This window comes from Nocardioides sp. L-11A, assembly GCA_029961745.1.
Classification (GTDB): Bacteria; Actinomycetota; Actinomycetes; order Propionibacteriales; family Nocardioidaceae; genus Nocardioides.
Window position 1 is genome coordinate 1,304,632 of the sequence record CP124680.1, and the last position, 16,225, is coordinate 1,320,856.

Below are 16,225 nucleotides of genomic sequence, written 5' to 3' on the forward strand. Positions count from 1 at the left end.
GTACGGCCGCCGAGGATCGCCGGGACGCTCGGGTCGCCCCGAAGGAGAACCATGCCCCGCCTGCTCGCCCCTGCCCTCCGAGTCCTGCGGCCGCTGCTGACGCTGCTGGTCGCGGCCCTGCTCCTGACCGACCTGCGCCTGCTCTCGGCGGCCTCGGCCGGACCGGTGCCGCCGTTGGACGTGACGGTCTCCAACGTCAACGCACCGCGGATCAGCGCGCACATCGACCTCGCCCAGACCAGGCGGGACTACGGCGTCCCGTTCTTCGGGACCGTCACCGCCGACCTGCCGACCACCGTGCCGCCCGACGGCCGGGTCGAGATGATCTACGGCGGCAAGGTGGTGGCGAGCTACGACGTGCGCACGGACGGCACCTTCGCCCTGCAGCCGAACGTCCATCCCTGTCCCTGCTGGTACCCGGTCGAGGTCCGCCTGGTGGGTGGATCGGCCTACGCGGACACCGCACCCGGGGCGGGCAGCTGGGTCGGCGACGTGCGCATCAACCCCATGGCCACCGAGCTGAGCGTCGCCCACAGCCAGAGCCCGGTCGCCCAGGGGGAGGCGTTCTGGGTGAGGGCCACGCTGCGTCCGGCCGATCCGGACGCCCTCTACGTCCCCAGCGGCACGATCACGGTCCGTGCCACGCCCGCCGCCGGCGGTGACGCGGTTCCGCTGGCGTCGCTGGCCACCCAGGGCGGCGCGCCGCTGGGGTTCGACCTCACCACCTGGGCCCGGGAGCACCCGGGCCAGTGGCTGATCACGGTCGAGTACGTCCCGGGAACGGTCGACCCCGGACGGGTCGTCGGCTCCTCGTCGCAGTTCTCGCTCGACGTCCGCCAGCCCCGGCCGTGGCCGACCGACACCGAGCTGAGCACCGACCGGACCGAGCTGGTCGTCGAGGAGGCGCTCACCGGCAGCGTGCGCACCCTCGACCGCTACGGCACCGACGTCACCGCCACGACGACCCTGGAGATCGACGGCGAGACCTGGGCCCACGCGGAGGTCGAGAACGGCCGGTTCCGGTTGACGGGCCTGCCCGTCGGCGTCCACACCCTGCGGGCACACCACCCCGCCGATGCGGAGACCGGTGAGTCGACCAGTCCGCCGATCACCATCACGGTGGCCGCCGGCTCCCCGGACCCGGGTGATCCCCGTGACCCCGGCGGTCACCACCAGCAGTCCCCGATGCCGCATCCCGCCGCGACCACGCTCGGGATCGGCAAGGTCAAGGCCCTCGCGGGCCGCCGGGTGCGGCTGAAGGTCACCGTCGGTGCCGCGGTCCCGGTGACGGGCACCGTCGTCGTCACCCGTGGCACGAAGGTCGTGGCCACCGGGCTCCTGCGCGCGGGTCGGGTCACGTTGACGACCAAGCGGCTCCCGCGCGGACGCGCCAGGCTGCGCATCGCCTACGCCGGCGCCCCTGGCCTGCTGCCCGCGCCCTCCCGCACGGTCAGGGTCCGCGTCCGCTGACGGGCCGACCAGCCCAACCACTTCCAGTCAGTTCCAGCCAGTTCCAGCCAGCTCCCAGCGGCGCTCCAGTGCGCCCGCGGAGTCTGGCCACCTCACTCAATGCGAAGGAATCCCATGTCTGCAGCCCTCCCCGTGTTCAACCTCGCCCACGCCCACGCCCCGCGTGAGGTGGTCGAGCCCCGTACCGCCGAGGAGGTGGCCGGCATCGTCCGCGCTGCCGCCGCTCGGGGTGAGCGGGTTCATCCCGTGGGCACCGGTCACGGCTGGACCCACGCGATCGAGGGCGGTGTCGCGCTGCTGACCCGTGGGCTCGCCGGGGTGGAGGTCGACCCCGCCACGCGAATCGCCCGGATCGGCGCAGGAGCGACCTGGGCCGACGTGATCGCGGCCGCCGCCCCGCACGGGCTGGCGCCGCTGGCCGGCTCGGCACCCGGCGTCGGCGCGGTCGGCTACCTGCTCGGCGGCGGGCTCAGCCCGCTGGGCCGCAGCTTCGGATGGGCGAGCGACTTCGTGCGCTCCGCCGAGATCGCGACGGGCGCCGGCGAGCTCCTCACCGTCTCCGCCACGAGTCATCCGGACCTGCTCGCCGCGCTGCTCGGTGGAAAGCACCTGCCTGGCGTGGTCACCTCGGTCGAGCTCGGGCTGGTCGAGCTGACCACGGTGTACGGCGGCGGCCTGTTCTTCGACGCCGCCGATGCCGAGCGGGTGCTGACGGAGTGGGCCGTGTGGTCCGCGCTCGTGCCGGAGCAGGCCAACACCTCCGCCGCCCTGCTGCGCCTGCCCGACCTCGACTTCGTCCCTGCGCCACTGCGAGGCCGGTTCGTCGTGCACCTGCGGGTCGCGGTCGTGGCCGACGCGGAGGAGGGGGCCGCCCTGGTCGAGCCGCTGCGCAAGCTGGCCGACCCGATCGTCGACACCGTCGCCGAGCTGCCGGTGACCGCGCTCGGCGCGATCCACGCCGACCCCGACCAGCCGATGCCGGCGCTGGAGGCGGGAGCGCTCCTGCGCGACTTCGACCCGGCTGCTGCCCGGGCAATGCTCGCGGCCGCCGGTCCGCAGGTCGAGGTCCCACTGACCGTCGTGGAGGTACGACGCCTCGGCGGCCGCCTGGCCCAGGCGCCGCAGCGCCCGGACTCGGTCGTGGGCCGCGACGCGGCGTACGGGCTCTTCGTGGTCAGCGTCCCCGTGCCCGAGCTGTTCGCCGGGCCGGTGCCGGCCGCTGTCGGCGGGCTCGCCAAGGCGATGGCGCCGTGGGCGAGTGGTGGCTTCCAGCCCAACTTCGTCGGCTCCTTGAACCAGCCGAGCGCGCTCGAGACGGCATGGCCTGCCGAGATGCGCGAGCGGCTGGAGCGCGTTCGGGAGCACCACGACCCGGCCGGCGTCATCGGCCACTGACCCGATCCGGTCCGCCACGCGGCCCGGGCAACGATGCAGGAACAGGTGGAAGTCATGACAACTCAGCGAACCCGCACTGCCGTGGCGGCGATGGCCCTGGTACTGGCCGGTGGATCTCCCGTCCTGGGGCAGCAGACGGCGACCGCGGCCAGCACGGAGAGCCGGATGATGGCGGCGTCTGCCGGCACCCTCGTGTACGTCAAGGACCACAACGTCTGGATCTCCCGTCCCGACGGAAGCGGCCAGCGGCAGGTCACCGCGGACGGCACGGCGTCCTGGCCGTACTTCTCGCCGTCGATGGCCGACGACGGAACGATCGTCGCCGGGCACGACGGGCAGATCGTCCGGATGCGTCAGGGCGGCACCCCCCTCAGCCGCTTCACGCCGCGAGCGTTGAAGGGCTCGCTCACCAACCTCGGCCAGGTCGCGATCGCACCGAACGGCGCCAAGATCGCCTACAGCATGGTGAACACCGGTTGCACGGGAACGGGATGCTCGACCGCCACGGGCTACACGGCCTCCGGCCGGGCCACCGACCCGGAGACGGACGGGTCCACCTACTTCAAGATGCCCTCATGGGCGGGCAGCAGCCGAACGTTGCAGAGCGGCGGCTCCGGCTCCGAGGTGATGGTCCACGATCTCGGTGGCGGCGCCGTGCACTGGTTCGACACGCAGGGCGGGATCACCGATGTCGAGCTCTCCCCGGACGGTCGGCGCCTCGCCGGTGCGGCCGGCTACCAGGGCAACGACGGCATCTCCACCTACGACGCCGACAGGGACGTCACCAGTGGCCCGGTCCCGCTCCCTCCGGACCACCGGTGCACGTGGGACTACGACGACGGCGGAGCGCTCGTGAGCCCGACGTGGGGCCCGGACAGCAGGGCACTGGCAGTCCAGGCCGACAACGGTGTCTGGGTCGCGGACGACGTCACGGTGGGTTGCGACGCCGTGAGCTTCCACCTGCTGATCCCCGGTGCCTCGGCTCCCGACTGGTCTGCCGCGATCTACGACCCCGAGCCGCTCGGGACTCAGCACGGCTCCTTCACCGCCACCACCGCGCCCAAGGTCAAGGGCAAGGCGAAGGTCGGCAAGGTGCTCAAGGCCAAGGCCGGCGCATGGTCGCCGGCGCCCGCTGCGGTCGCCTACCAGTGGCTGCGCAACGGAAAGCCGATCAAGAAGGCCAAGAAGGCCTCCTACCGCGTGACGCGCAAGGACCGCGGCAAGCGGATCTCCGTGCGCCTGACGGTCAGCAAGCCCGGCCTGGCCAGCGCGACGTGGACCAGCGCACCCAAGAAGGTGAAGCGATGAGGACCTTGCTCCATGCCGCCGCAGCCGCCGCAGCCGCCGCAGCCGGCGCGATCGCCCTGAGCGGCCTGGCCGCGGGTGCCACCACGGCCGCCGCCGCGGACAGCCCGGACCTGCCGGGCACCCTGCTCTACGTCAAGGGGTACGACGTCTACGCGGCGCACCCCGACGGCACCGGGGAGCGCCGACTCACCACCGACGGCACCGCGACCTCGCCGTACCACTCGCCGACCGGTGACGACCACGGCCGGGTGGTTGCCGTGCGGGGTTCCCTGATCCACCGGATGACCATCACCGGCAGCCCGCTCAACACCATCGACCCGCCGAACCTCATCGACGTGTGGGGCAACCCGCTCGGGCCCGACCTGGACACGGCGGCCGTCTCACCCGACGGCACCAAGATCGCCTACTCCTACGAGGGCACCGTGTGCCAGTGGGTCTGCGGTCCGGTCTGGGCCACCGCGATCACCGCTGCGGATCACCTCACCCCGCCCTCGGACGAGAGCCAGGCCAGCGAGGACAACCCGAGCTGGGTCACCGACTCCCGGCTGATCCTCAACGACAGCGGCGAGCTCGGTGTCGACGTCCTGGACCTGGGCAAGGAGCCGGCGAAGGACTGGTTCCACGAGGGCACCAGTCCCACCGCGGTGCAGTTCAGCGAGCCGGTCACCTCGCGTGATGGCGCCATGCTGGCGCTGGTGCGCGGCGAGGGCGCCGAGGCTCACGTCGCGACGTACCGCCTCGACGGCGACATCCGCACGGACACGACGCCGGTGGAGCCGACCCGAGTGTGCGTCAACGACCCGGTCGCCGGCCAGGGCAGTCCCGCCTTCGCGCCCGACGGCAGCGCGCTGGCGTGGTCGCAGCCCGACGGCGTCTGGGTCAAGCCGGACCCGCTGGACTGCGCGGCCGAGGCGGCCCGGGTCGTCGCCGGCGGCACCGAGGTCTCCTGGACCACGGCGCAGCTGCCCGCCGTACCCGACCAGCAGCAGGATCCGGGCAGCAAGACTCCTGTCACCGGGCTCGCGCTGCAGACCGCGCCCCGCCTGGTCGGCAAGGCGTGGGCCGGCAAGGTGCTCAAGGTCAAGGGCGGTGCCTGGGCGCCCGCGCCGAGCGCGCTCACCTACCAATGGCTGCGCAACGGCAAGCCGATCAAGAAGGCCACCGAGGCGTCGTACCGGATCACCCGCAAGGACCGCGGCAGACGGATCTCGGTCCGCGTCACCGCCGACACCGCCGGCCTGGCCGGCTCCGTATGGACGAGCAAGAAAGTGAAGGTCCGCCGATGAGACGGCTGCTGACCACCCTCGCGGCAGGGCTGATCGCCCTGTCGACCCTGTCCCTGGCCGAGACGCCGGAGGCATCGGCCGCGGCCGCTCCCGGCCCGGGCACGATCGTCTATCTCAAGGGCTATGACGTCTACGTCGCCCAGCCGGACGGCTCGGGCGAGCGGCGACTCACCACCGACGGCACCGCCGCAGCGCCCTGGAGGTCGCCGACCGGGGCCGACGACGGGACGGTCGTCGCGGTCCACGGCTCGGTCCTGCACCGGATGGACCAGTGGGGAACGGTGTTGAACTCGATCGACCCGCCGGACCTGCGTGACTCGGCCGGCCAGGTCACCGGGGGCGCCATCGACAAGGCGGCGGTCTCGCCCGACGGCGGGCTGATCGCCTATTCCTACAGCCGCTACAGCTGCCCGCCGGGCCTGGCCTGCAAGACCCGCTGGGCCACCACCGTGACCGCGGCCACCGGGCTGACCTCGCCGGACGTCTACGGCACCACCCTCTACGGCAACCCGAGCTGGGTCACCGGCTCGCGGCTGATCGTCAATGGGAAGGACTTCGACGCGATCCAGCTCTTCGAGCTGGCGACCAGCACCAAGCAGTGGTTCCATGACGGGGCCCACTCGGGCGAGTACCTCCAGCTGTCGGACCCGGCCGTGTCCCGCGACGGCACGCTGCTCGCCACCTTGCGCGGCGACGGCGACCAGTCGCACATCTGGACCTACCAGGTCGAGGGCAACGTGCACTACGGATCGCCGCCCGCCCCGCCGACGCCCGTGTGTGCCGCCGACCCGCGCGGCCCCGGTTACGCGAGCCCGACGTTCGCGCCGGACAGCAGCGCCATCGCCTGGCAGGAGTCGACCGGCATCGTGGTCAAGCCCGCACCGTTGGTCTGCGCGGTGCAGCCCGAGCTGGCCATCCCGGGCGGCGCGGACCCGCATTGGACGAATGCAGCGCTGCAGACCGTCCGGCCGACGTACCCGGCCCCGCCCGGGAGCAAGGGTCCCCAGACCAGCGGCGGCAGCTTCACGCTCGCCGTGGCCCCGAAGGTCGCCGGCAAGGCGCGTGTCGGCAAGGTGCTCAAGGTCAAGGGCCTCACCTGGTCCCCGGCGCCGGGCAAGGTCTCCTACCAGTGGCTGCGCAACGGCAAGGCGATCAAGAAGGCCACGAGGGCGTCGTACCGGATCACCCGCAAGGACCGCGGTAAGCGGGTCTCGGTCCGGGTCACCGCCAGCGCCTCCGGCCTCGCGAGCACGTCGTGGACCAGTCCGAAGACCAAGGTCAGGCGTTGAGCCTGGACGCGCTGCCGGTTTCGGAGACAGCGCCGATGTCCCCGATACCGGCGTACGGCGACGCGGAACTAGGTAGCGTCGCCCCGATGAGGATGCGCGTGCTGGGCCCGGTGGAGGTCGAGGTCGACGGTCACCCGCTCGACCTCGGTGCCCCGAAGCCCCGCCGGCTGCTGGCGGTGCTGGCCCTGCACCGGGGTCAGCCGGTCAGCCCGGAGACGATCGCGGAAGCGCTGTGGGGCGACGAGCCACCGGCCAGCCACGCCGTGACGATCCAGGGCTACGTGTCCGGACTGCGCAAGGTGCTCGAGCCCGACCGTGCCGCGCGCGCAGCCGGCACGGTGATCCAGACCTCGGCCCTCGGCTACGCGCTGCGGCTGCCGGTGGAGGACATCGACGCCGCCCGGCTCGAGGCCGCGGTCAGGTCCGCGGGAGCCGCCGCGCGCACCGATCAGGACCGGCCCTGGCTCCTCGCCGGCGCCTCGGACTCCGACGCCCTCGCAGCCACGGCGGACCTCCTCGACGAGGCGCTGGAGGCATGGCGAGGAGAGCCGTACGCCGACCTCGCCGACGACCCCGTCATCGCGGTCGAGCGCACCCGGCTGCACGAGGTGCGCACGGCCGCGGTGGAGATCCGTGAGCTGATCCGGATGCATCGTGGCGACGCCGCCGCTGCGGCCCGCCGGCTGGAGGTCGAGGCCGCCGTGGCGCCCCACCGCGAGCGGCTCTGGCTGCTGTACGCCGCCGCGCTGGTCCGTGCCGATCGGCAGGTCGACGCACTCGCCGCACTACGTCGACTGCGCGACACCCTGCGCGAGGAGCTCGGCGTCGACGCCAGCCCCGCCGTCGGCGCGCTCGAGACGGCCATCCTGCAGCAGCGGGTCGCCCCCGGCGCCGGCGCCGGCGCCGCGCCCGCGGCCGTGCTCCGGGTGGCCGTCGTCGACGACCACCCGATGTTCCGAATGGGCATGACCGGCCTGCTCGGCTCGCTCGACGGTCTCGAGCTGGTCGGCGGGGCGGGGGACTCGGCCGGCGCCCGCGAGCTGGCGGTGCGCGGCGTCGACGTCGTGCTGATGGACCTCGACCTGGCGGGGGAGTCAGGCATCGACCTCACCCGCGAGCTGGTGCGCATGCATCCCGAGCTCAAGGTGCTGGTGATGACCATGCACGAGGACGACGACCATGTCGCCGGCGCCTTGCAGGCCGGCGCGGCGGGCTACCTGCTGAAGTCGGCGGAGGCGGAGGACGTCCAGCGCGCCATCCGGGCGGTGGCGCGCGGCGAGTTGATCATCGGCTCGGCGGTGGCGCGCGCCGCGCGCTCGCGCCTGGCACGGCCGTGAGCCTCGCGCCGGACCGCCACCCCCGGTGCTGGTGGGTCCTGGCCTGGCTGATCGCCTGCACGGCATGGCTGTTGTCCGCCGGGGCGGTGCTGGCGCTGATCAGCACCGGGGTCACGCCCCCCGGCGTCGCGGACTGGATCATGGACGTGGTGACGTCGGCCGTCTACGGCGGCGTCGTGCTGATGATGCTGCCCCGGGCTCGGCACCCGGTCGTGTGGATCCTGGCGCTGACCGCGCTCGGCTGCGGCGCCTCCGGCCTGGCGGCCGGGTACGTCGCCCTCGACGGCTGGCCGGGGCAGGACCTCGCGATCTACCTGCCGTTCTGGGCATGGGTGCCCGGCGTGTACGCAACGGTGTCGGTCGTCCCGTTGCTCGTCGTGCCGGGCGCACGTCACCGGTGGCCCGCAGTGGCGCTCGCGACGGTCGCGATCGGGGCCGCCACCGTGCCGAGCCTGACCGTCGTGGTGCCCGGTCTGCCGCCCAACCCGTTCGGCATCGACGTCGAGTGGTGGCAGTCGCTCATGGCCGCCCTCGGTCTCTGGCCGGACCGGACGGTCGCCGCGCTCGGTGCGTGCGTGTGGGTCTGGCTGCTCGTGCGGGTGCGCCGCACCCCGGCCGAGGAGAGGCGTGGACTCACCTGGCTGCTCGCGGGACACGGCGCGATGGTCATCGCCCTGGTGGCCTTCCTGCTGCCGCTCTCGACCGACCTGATGGGCGCGGCGGTCGAGGTGAGCGGCACCCTCCTGCTCCTGGCGCAGCTCTTCCTCCCGGCGGCGCTGCTCGTGCTGGTGCTCGGCCAGCAGTTGTGGGGTGTCGACGCCCGCGTCAACCGCGGCGTGGTCTGGCTCATGATGACGGTGGTCATCGCGCTGGCCTACCTCGCGCTGATCGGCCTGGCCGCGCAGGTGCTGCCTGACCAGTCGGACGTGGCTCTGGCCCTCGCGGTCGGGCTGGTCGGGCTCGGGGCGACGCCGCTGCGCCGACTGGTGCAGCGCCGGGTCGACCGCCTCGTCTACGGCACCGGTCCCGACCCGGCCCGGCTGCTGTCCCGTGCCGACAGCGAGGGCGGATACGACATCGACAGCCTGGCTGCCGGGCTCTGTCGGAGCCTGCGCCTGGCCGACGTACACATCCTCGTCTCCCGGGAGGGCGAGCCGGCGTCGGCCTCCGGTGCCGTCGGCGGCGATGACGTGGTGTTGACGCTGACGAGTCGTGGCACGGATGTCGGCGTGCTGATCGCCCGGCCTCGCCCGGGCGAGCGGCTCGACCGTCGGACGATCGCGATGCTCACCGAGGTGGCCGGCCTGGTCGGCATGACCATCGACCTGATGCAGTCGGTGCAGGCGCTCAGTGCCGCCCGACGTCGGATGACAGGTATCCGGCACGAGGAGCGCCGGATGCTCCGGCGCGACCTGCACGACGGCCTCGGTCCGGCGCTGGCCGGGATCCGGCTGGGCCTGATCGCCGCGCGCGGCATGCGGGACCCGCGGGCGTCGGAGGAGATGCTCGACGCCTTGGAGCGCGAGCTGACCCAGCAGGGCGAGGAGGTACGCCGGCTCAGCCGCTCGCTGGTCCCGCTGGCTCTCGATGACGGTGACCTCGCGAGCGCACTCGCCACGCTCGCCGAGCGCTTCACCGCGGACGGCCTGGTGGTCCGGGCCGCGGTGGCCGACGACGTGATGTTGGAGGCGTCCGTCCAGGTCGCCGTCTACCAGATGGCCAGCGAGGCACTGCTCAACGTCCGCCGGCACGCGCAGGCCACCCGCTGCGATGTCGTACTGCGTCAGCGCGCCGATGGGCACGTCGTCTTCTCGGTCTCCGACGACGGCATCGGCATGGCCGAGGACAGGGTCGACGGCATCGGCCTGCGCTCGATGCGCGAGCGCGCCCAGGAGCTCGGCGGCGCGCTCCGGGTCTCCTCGGGATCGGCCGCGGGGACGGGCAGCCGGATCGAGCTGCGGCTGCCGCCCTCCGCGACCGAAGCGGGCTCCGGCCCGGGCTCAGCCGAAGACCTCGGCCTCCCGGCGCGCGAATCGCCGTCGCGAGCTGGCCAGCAGTAGCCGCATCGGCGGCCCGCCGATCGCGGCGACCCGGCTCGCGGCGGCCTCGTCGAGATCCTTGAAGATCCACGGCAGGAACCGGCGGGCGTGGCCGACGGAGGGCCGGCCCCGGAACCTGTCGCGCTCGATGACCTCCCACTCCTCGCCAGGCACGTAGCGCTGCAGGATCGGCACCGCCGCGGACTCCTCGTGGCCGAGGTGCTCGTCCAGCGCGCGCTCCAGGTCGGCCAGGTCGGCGAGCAGGTCGGTCCGCAGATCGTCCCGCCGGCCCGGCTCGGGGCTCGCCGCCAGCGCGGAGAATCCGGCGTCGCAGGAGGTCAGCAGCGGGTCGAGCGTGGTGTGCTCGCTCTCCATCTCCTCGAGCACCCGCAGGCTGTCGACGTCGTCGGCGCCGCGGGCCCGCTCGGCGAGCAGCGGCCAGAGGATCTCGTCCTCCTTGGTGTGGTGGCTGTGCAGTTCGGTGGTGAACAGCTGCCAGCGCTCTGCCAGCCGCCGCCACGCCGACCGGTCGTCGAGCGGGAGGGCGACGACGGCGCGGAAGTCGCGCAGGTCGCGCCGGAAGGCGTGGTGCAGGACGTACATCATCGTCAGGTCGGCAGGTCCCGGCGGGGCGGCGGCCTGGCCGGGCAGCAGGATCTGGTCGGTCATCGGTTCCTCTTTCGACGGCGGGCGCGGTGGTGCGTGGGACCACGCTCGCGCCCACCACTGGAGTGGCGCTGGTGTGCGGCTGGAACCCCGCACGGAAGCCTCCCGGGCATCCCGATCCGCCCGCGATGGCGGCCCCGGGGGAGTCGTCTGAGACCCTGACCCCGTGACCGCCCCACTTGCTGACAGCGCATTCCTCAAGGCAGCCCGCGGCGAGGCGGTGCCGCACACGCCGGTGTGGTTCATGCGGCAGGCGGGGCGCTCGCTGCCGGAGTACCTCGCGACCCGTGAGGGGGTCGCCATGCTCGACGCCTGCGCCGACCCCGACCTCATCGTCGAGATCACCCTGCAGCCCGTGCGCCGGTACGCCGTCGACGCGGCCATCTTCTTCTCCGACATCGTGCTGCCGCTCAAGGCGGTCGGCGTCGACCTCGACATCGTCCCCGGTGTGGGTCCCGTCGTCGCGACGCCGGTCCGCACGCTCGCCGATGTCGAGGCGATCCCCGATCTCACTCCCGAGCAGATCCCGTACATCACCCAGGCCGTCCAGGGCCTCGTGGCCGAGCTCGCCGGCCTCAACGGCGGCACGCCGCTGATCGGGTTCGCCGGGGCGCCGTTCACCGTGGCGTCGTACCTCGTCGAGGGCGGACCCTCCAAGGAGCACGCGAAGACCAAGGCGCTGATGTTCGGCGCGCCCGACGTGTGGGACGCGCTGATGCGCAAGATCGCGGGCATCTCCGCGGCCTTCCTCGAGACCCAGGTCGCGGCCGGGGCCTCCGCGGTGCAACTGTTCGACTCGTGGGCGGGCGCGCTGACCCGTGAGGACTACGTCCGCTACGTGCAGCCGCACTCCGCCGGTGTCCTGGAGCGGATGGGGGAGCTCGGCGTCCCGCGCATCCACTTCGGTGTCGGTACGTCGAACCTGCTCGACCTGATGGGCGAAGCCGGCGCCGACGTGGTCGGCGTCGACTGGCGCACGCCGCTGGAGCGGGCGATCCCGCTGGTCGGCGAGCGCGGGGTGCAGGGCAACCTCGACCCGACCCTGGTGTTCGCGCCGACCGAGCTGATGACCGAGCGCGCCGCGGCGATCATCGAGGCCGGGCGGGCCGCCCGCGGGCACATCTTCAACCTCGGCCACGGCGTCATCCCCAGCACCGATCCCGACCAGCTCGCGCGGCTGACCGAGTTCGTGCACGCCTACCCCTTGGGCTGAGTGGTCTTCTTGGCGGAGGTCCGCGCGGCGGTCTTCCGCGGGGCGGGGGCGACCTGGCCCTTGAGGCCGACCCGGATGCCGGCGCCCGTGCCGCTGGTGGTCAGGTAGCCCTGGCCCTCGACCAGGGTGACCAGCTTCGCGGCGCCGTACAGCCGGGGGTCGAAGGACGAGTCCGCCGAGCGCAGGTAGCTGCCGATCGCGCTGAGGTGTGCCCAGCCGTCGTCGTCGGAGGTGGCGTTGACCGCCCGGCTGAGCAGGCTCTGCAGGTTCGGCAGCGGTGCGACCGGCTCGGCCTCCTCGGCTGTCTGGGCCCCGTCGGCCTCGTCCTCGCCCACCGAGGCGGGCGAGGACGAGGCCGCCCCCTGCTCGCCCAGCACCTCGAGGTAGATGAAGGTGTCGACCGCGGCGACGAGGGACTGCGGCGTCTTGCGCAGTCCGAGGCCGTAGACGGTCTTGCCCGACTCGCGCAGCCGGGTCGCGAGCCGGGTGAAGTCGCTGTCGCTGGACACGAGCGCGAACGCGTCGAGGTTGCCGGAGTAGAGCAGGTCCATCGCGTCGATGATCAGCGCCGAGTCGGTCGCGTTCTTGCCGGTCGTGTAGGCGAACTGCTGCACCGGGACGATGGCGTGCCGGTTGAGCTGGGCCTTCCAGCCGCCGAGCTGGGGCGTCGTCCAGTCGCCGTAGGCCCGCTTGACCGTCGCCACGCCGTACGTCGCCAGCTCCTCCAGCAGGGCGCTGACGTGCTTCGGGGAGGTGTTGTCGGCATCGATGAGGACGGCCAGCCGCGCGGTGCTCGAGGTGGTGGTCACCCGTCCATCATCGCCGAGGAGGGCCCCGCTGATCAGGAGGCGGCGCTCGCGCCGGCGCCGGTCGCCCGGCACTCCTGGGCACGGGCGGCCAGCGCCCCCTGCAGCTCGCGCACGGGCAGGGGCTGCTGCAGCGTGCGGCGCTGCCGCAGCTGCAGGGTCAGGAAGGTCTGGTCGCCCGCGATGGGCCGCGCGGCGATGGCGCCGATGCGGTGCAGCGGATCGCCCAGCACGGCGTAGTCCGGGAGCACGGTGACGCCGATGCCCTCCGCGACCAGGGCCTTGCCCATCTCGGCCCCGTCGGTGCTGTGCGCGGCGGGCGGGAGCTCGTGGCCGAAGGTGCGCTGGACGTAGCGGTGCATGACGTGGCCAGCGCGCATCGCGACGAACCGCTCGAGCCGCAGCTCCTCGACGCTCACCTGGGCGCGGGCGGCGAGTGGGTGGGCCGCCGGGAGGACGGCGACGGGGCGCCCGTGGAGCAGGTCGACGCCGTCGAGGCCGAAGGGCGGGTCGTCCGCGTCGAGGACATCGACGAGGCCGAGGTCGAGCGTCCCCTCGGCGAGTCCCTCGTCGATCTGGGCCTGCGGGAGGGCGAGGATCTCGACCGTCGTGCCGGGGTGGCGTTCCTGGAAGGCGCCGACGGCGGGCGCGAGGAGGGTCGACGTGGCGGCGTGCACGGTGCCGAGCCGGATCACGCGGGTGTCGGTGCGCTGGTCGCCGGCGGCGTGGCGCAGCCGGTCGACGGCCGCGAGGACGTCGGACATGTAGGGGAGCAGCTCGCGGCCCTCGCGGCTGATCCGCGCCCCGGAACGGCGCCGGTCCAGCAGGGTCACCCGCAGCTCCCGCTCGAGCTTGGTCAGCGCCTCGCTGAGCGCGGGCTGGGAGAGGTGGAGCTTCTCGCTGGCCCGGCGCAGCGAACCGTGCTGCGTGACGGCCGCCAGGTACTCCAGCTGTTCGATGCGCATGGGTGCTGCCTTTCACGTCCATCGGTGACGCCGTGGTCCACGTCCTTGCCCGCGAATAAAAGTAGAGTAAGACTGTAGACAAACAGTATCACGGTCGGACGGTCGGTCGCGTGGCCGCGGCTCCGGGCTCACGCAGCACCGGTGCGGCCCCGCGGCCGCCGGCGGACCAGCAGCCAGGCCGGCACGCCGACCGCGGCGCCCAGCACCAGCCAGGGCACCAGGAAGCCGACGACCACGAGCACGGCGCCGAGCCCGTCGACGAAGGCGTCCCAGCCCTTCGCCAGCCCGCCGAGGAAGCCGTCGGCCGTGTCCTCCTCGGCGTCCTGCTCCGTGGCCGGCTGCTCGACGTACACGGTGATCGTGGACATGCCGGTCTGGTCGGCCAGCCAGCGCTGCCGGGACTCGAGTGCGTCGAGGTCGGCCTGGCGGCTGGCGAGCTGGGCCTCGATCGCGACGATCTGCTCGATGCTCGCGGCCCGGGCGAGCAGCGCCTCGATCCGCGCGACGCTCTTGCGCTGCGCCCGGATCCGCGCGTCGACGTCGACCACCTCGGCGCTGACGTCCTGAGCGTTCGTGGTGGTGCCCGTCGGCGTCGCGACGTCCTCCAGTGCGGTCACCGCGTCGTCGAACCGGTCGCTCGGCACCCGCAGCACCAGCCGGGCCGTCGTCAGCTCGCCCTTCTCGCCGGTCGTCGTCTCCTGCTCGCCGACCGTGCCCTGGTGGGCATCGACCACGGCGCGCACCCGCATCCGGGCGCGGGCCACGTCCTCGGCCTCCAGGGAGACGGTGCCGGTCGCGATGACGGCCGGCTGCTGCGCCGCGGCCGCCTTCGCCGACCCTGCCGTCCCGTCCGCGCCGGCGTCGGCGTCGGCCGCCACGGCCGCCGGTGCCTCCGCGTCGGCGGCGCCCGCGGCGTCCGGCTCGCTGGCCATCACGCCGGCCGACGACGCATCGAGGTCGCCCGAGTCCCCGGCGTCGTCGGAGCTGCTGCAGCCGGCCAGGGCGACGACCGTGGCGATCCCGGCGAGCACGAGTGAGGTACGGCGCGGTGAGGGGCGCGGTGAGGTGTGCATGCCACTCGGACGCCGCGCCCGGCCCGGCGGTTCCCTACAGCAGCCCCTGCGCCTTGAGCGAGAGGTAGTGGTCGGCCAGCGCGGGCGGCAGCTCGCCAGCGTCGGCGTCGACGACGTCCACGCCGAGCCGCACCAGCATGTCCCGGGTCCGGTCCCGGCGGTGCAGCTCGTGGGCGGCCGCGGCGGCGGCGTACACGTCGTCGGCGGTGGGGGCGGCGCCGACGGTCCCCGCGTCGTCTCCCAGCGCCGCCAGCCGGCTCAGCTCCGGGTCGCGGACCGACGCGATGACCACCCGGTGGTGCCGTACCAGGACCGGCAGCACGGGCAGCAGGCCGTCGGCCACGGCCGCGGGTTCCAGGGCGGTGAGCAGGACGACGAGCGCGCGGCGGCGGCCGAAGCCCTGGACGGCGCCGGCGAGCAGGTCCCAGTCGGCCTCGACCAGGGTCGGGTCGAGGTCGGCCATCTGCTCCTGCAACCGGGCCGCGACGTCGCGTGCGCCGTGCAGCCGCTGCCGGGCACGGACCCGCCGGTCCCCGGCCACGAAGTCGACCCGGTCGCCGGCCCGCGACGCGAGCGCGGCCAGCAGCAGGGCGGAGTCCATGGCGGCGTCCAGGCGCGGCATGCCGTCGGTCTCGGGCTCCCCGGCGGCGCGAGCGACCCGACCGGCGGAGGTGCGTGAGGTGTCGAGGACGAGCACCACCCGCCGGTCGCGCTCGGGCTGCCAGGTGCGGACCACGACGTGGGGGGAGCGGGCCGACGCGCGCCAGTCGATGGAGCGGACGTCGTCGCCGCGGACGTACTCGCGCAGCGAGTCGAACTCGGTGCCCTGGCCGCGGACCCGGACGGCGGCGCGGCCGTCGAGCTCGCGCAGGCGGGCGAGACGCGAGGGCAGGTGCTTGCGGGACTCGAACGGCGGCAGCGCTCGCACGGCACCGGGGACGTCGTAGGTGCGTTGCCGCGCCACCAGCCCGAGGGGTCCCCAGGAGCGGACCGTGACGCCGTCGGCGCGCAGGTCGCCGCGGCGCCGGGGGAGGAGCGGCGTGGTCAGCCGGCGCTGGTCGCCCGGGGCGAGGCGAAGTCGGTAGCGGTTGTCGCGGGCCCCCGCGGACGGCTGCCAGGCGTCGCGGACCTGCAGGTGGAGGCGGCGTCCCGTCGCGGCGACGACCAGGTCGGACGACGCCGGGTCGCCGAGCCGGACCGAGCCGGCCGCGCGCCGGGTCAGTGAGGCGAGCGCGGGAGAGGGGGTGAGCAGCCGGTCCAGGCCGACGAGCAGCAGCACCCCGAGCAGCCAGAGCCAGACGGTGCCGGCCTGGGGGCGCAGCACGACCGCCACCAGCCCCAGCAGGAGCAGCAGCGGGACCCGGCCGGAGATCGCCAT

13 protein-coding genes are annotated in these 16,225 nt (G+C 73.7%); 8 read left to right on the forward strand and 5 right to left on the reverse strand.

The genetic code is table 11. The features are described from left to right. Nucleotides 1–51 precede the first annotated feature (51 nt). The 7 genes from QJ852_06060 to QJ852_06090 all read left to right on the forward strand — a co-directional run bounded on the left by QJ852_06060 (nt 52) and on the right by QJ852_06090 (nt 10,145). A complete protein-coding gene (locus QJ852_06060) occupies nt 52–1,470 on the forward strand; it encodes a hypothetical protein (GenBank protein WGX98000.1) in 1,419 nt (472 codons plus the stop codon). 114 nt (nt 1,471–1,584) lie between these two features. Continuing rightward, nucleotides 1,585–2,865, forward strand: a complete 1,281-nt coding sequence (locus tag QJ852_06065; GenBank protein WGX98001.1) for an FAD-binding protein — start codon at nt 1,585–1,587, stop codon at nt 2,863–2,865. A 54-nt stretch (nt 2,866–2,919) separates the two neighbouring features. Further along, entirely contained in the window at nt 2,920–4,173 is a 1,254-nt protein-coding gene (locus QJ852_06070) for a hypothetical protein (GenBank protein WGX98002.1), read from the forward strand. After that, complete coding sequence (locus QJ852_06075) at nt 4,170–5,459, forward strand: hypothetical protein (protein WGX98003.1); 1,290 nt, start codon at nt 4,170–4,172, stop codon at nt 5,457–5,459. Before QJ852_06070 ends, QJ852_06075 begins: the two co-directional genes overlap by 4 nt. After that, nucleotides 5,456–6,748 carry a hypothetical protein gene (locus QJ852_06080; GenBank protein WGX98004.1) on the forward strand — a complete coding sequence of 431 codons (1,293 nt, stop codon included), beginning with the start codon at nt 5,456–5,458 and terminating at the stop codon, nt 6,746–6,748. Before QJ852_06075 ends, QJ852_06080 begins: the two co-directional genes overlap by 4 nt. Before the next feature lie 86 nt (nt 6,749–6,834). Continuing rightward, complete coding sequence (locus QJ852_06085; GenBank protein ID WGX98005.1) at nt 6,835–8,085, forward strand: BTAD domain-containing putative transcriptional regulator; 1,251 nt, start codon at nt 6,835–6,837, stop codon at nt 8,083–8,085. After that, the gene (locus QJ852_06090; GenBank protein WGX98006.1) at nt 8,082–10,145 is read left to right on the forward strand and encodes a sensor histidine kinase; all 2,064 of its coding nucleotides are present in this window, start codon (nt 8,082–8,084) and stop codon (nt 10,143–10,145) included. The genes QJ852_06085 and QJ852_06090 overlap by 4 nt, the downstream gene beginning before the upstream one ends. On the opposite strand, the gene QJ852_06095 is transcribed toward QJ852_06090, so the two are convergent. After that, nucleotides 10,086–10,793, reverse strand: a complete 708-nt coding sequence (locus QJ852_06095; GenBank protein ID WGX98007.1) for a hemerythrin domain-containing protein — start codon at nt 10,791–10,793, stop codon at nt 10,086–10,088. The genes QJ852_06090 and QJ852_06095 overlap by 60 nt on opposite strands. A 163-nt stretch (nt 10,794–10,956) precedes the next feature. Between QJ852_06095 and hemE the strand changes: the two genes are divergently transcribed. After that, nucleotides 10,957–12,003, forward strand: a complete 1,047-nt coding sequence (gene hemE, locus QJ852_06100) for a uroporphyrinogen decarboxylase (GenBank protein ID WGX98008.1) — start codon at nt 10,957–10,959, stop codon at nt 12,001–12,003. On the opposite strand, the gene QJ852_06105 is transcribed toward hemE, so the two are convergent. The 4 genes from QJ852_06105 to QJ852_06120 form a co-directional block, all read right to left on the reverse strand. Next, nucleotides 11,988–12,812 (reverse strand): NYN domain-containing protein, encoded by an 825-nt coding sequence (locus QJ852_06105; GenBank protein WGX98009.1) that lies wholly within the window; start codon nt 12,810–12,812, stop codon nt 11,988–11,990. The genes hemE and QJ852_06105 overlap by 16 nt on opposite strands. 32 nt (nt 12,813–12,844) lie before the next feature. Then, nucleotides 12,845–13,774, reverse strand: coding sequence for a LysR family transcriptional regulator (locus tag QJ852_06110; protein WGX98010.1), 930 nt, complete (start codon nt 13,772–13,774; stop codon nt 12,845–12,847). A 128-nt stretch (nt 13,775–13,902) separates the two neighbouring features. Next, the gene (locus QJ852_06115; GenBank protein WGX98011.1) at nt 13,903–14,847 is read right to left on the reverse strand and encodes a DUF4349 domain-containing protein; all 945 of its coding nucleotides are present in this window, start codon (nt 14,845–14,847) and stop codon (nt 13,903–13,905) included. Nucleotides 14,848–14,881: 34 nt separating this feature from the next. Further along, nucleotides 14,882–16,225 (reverse strand): DUF58 domain-containing protein, encoded by a 1,344-nt coding sequence (locus QJ852_06120; GenBank protein ID WGX98012.1) that lies wholly within the window; start codon nt 16,223–16,225, stop codon nt 14,882–14,884.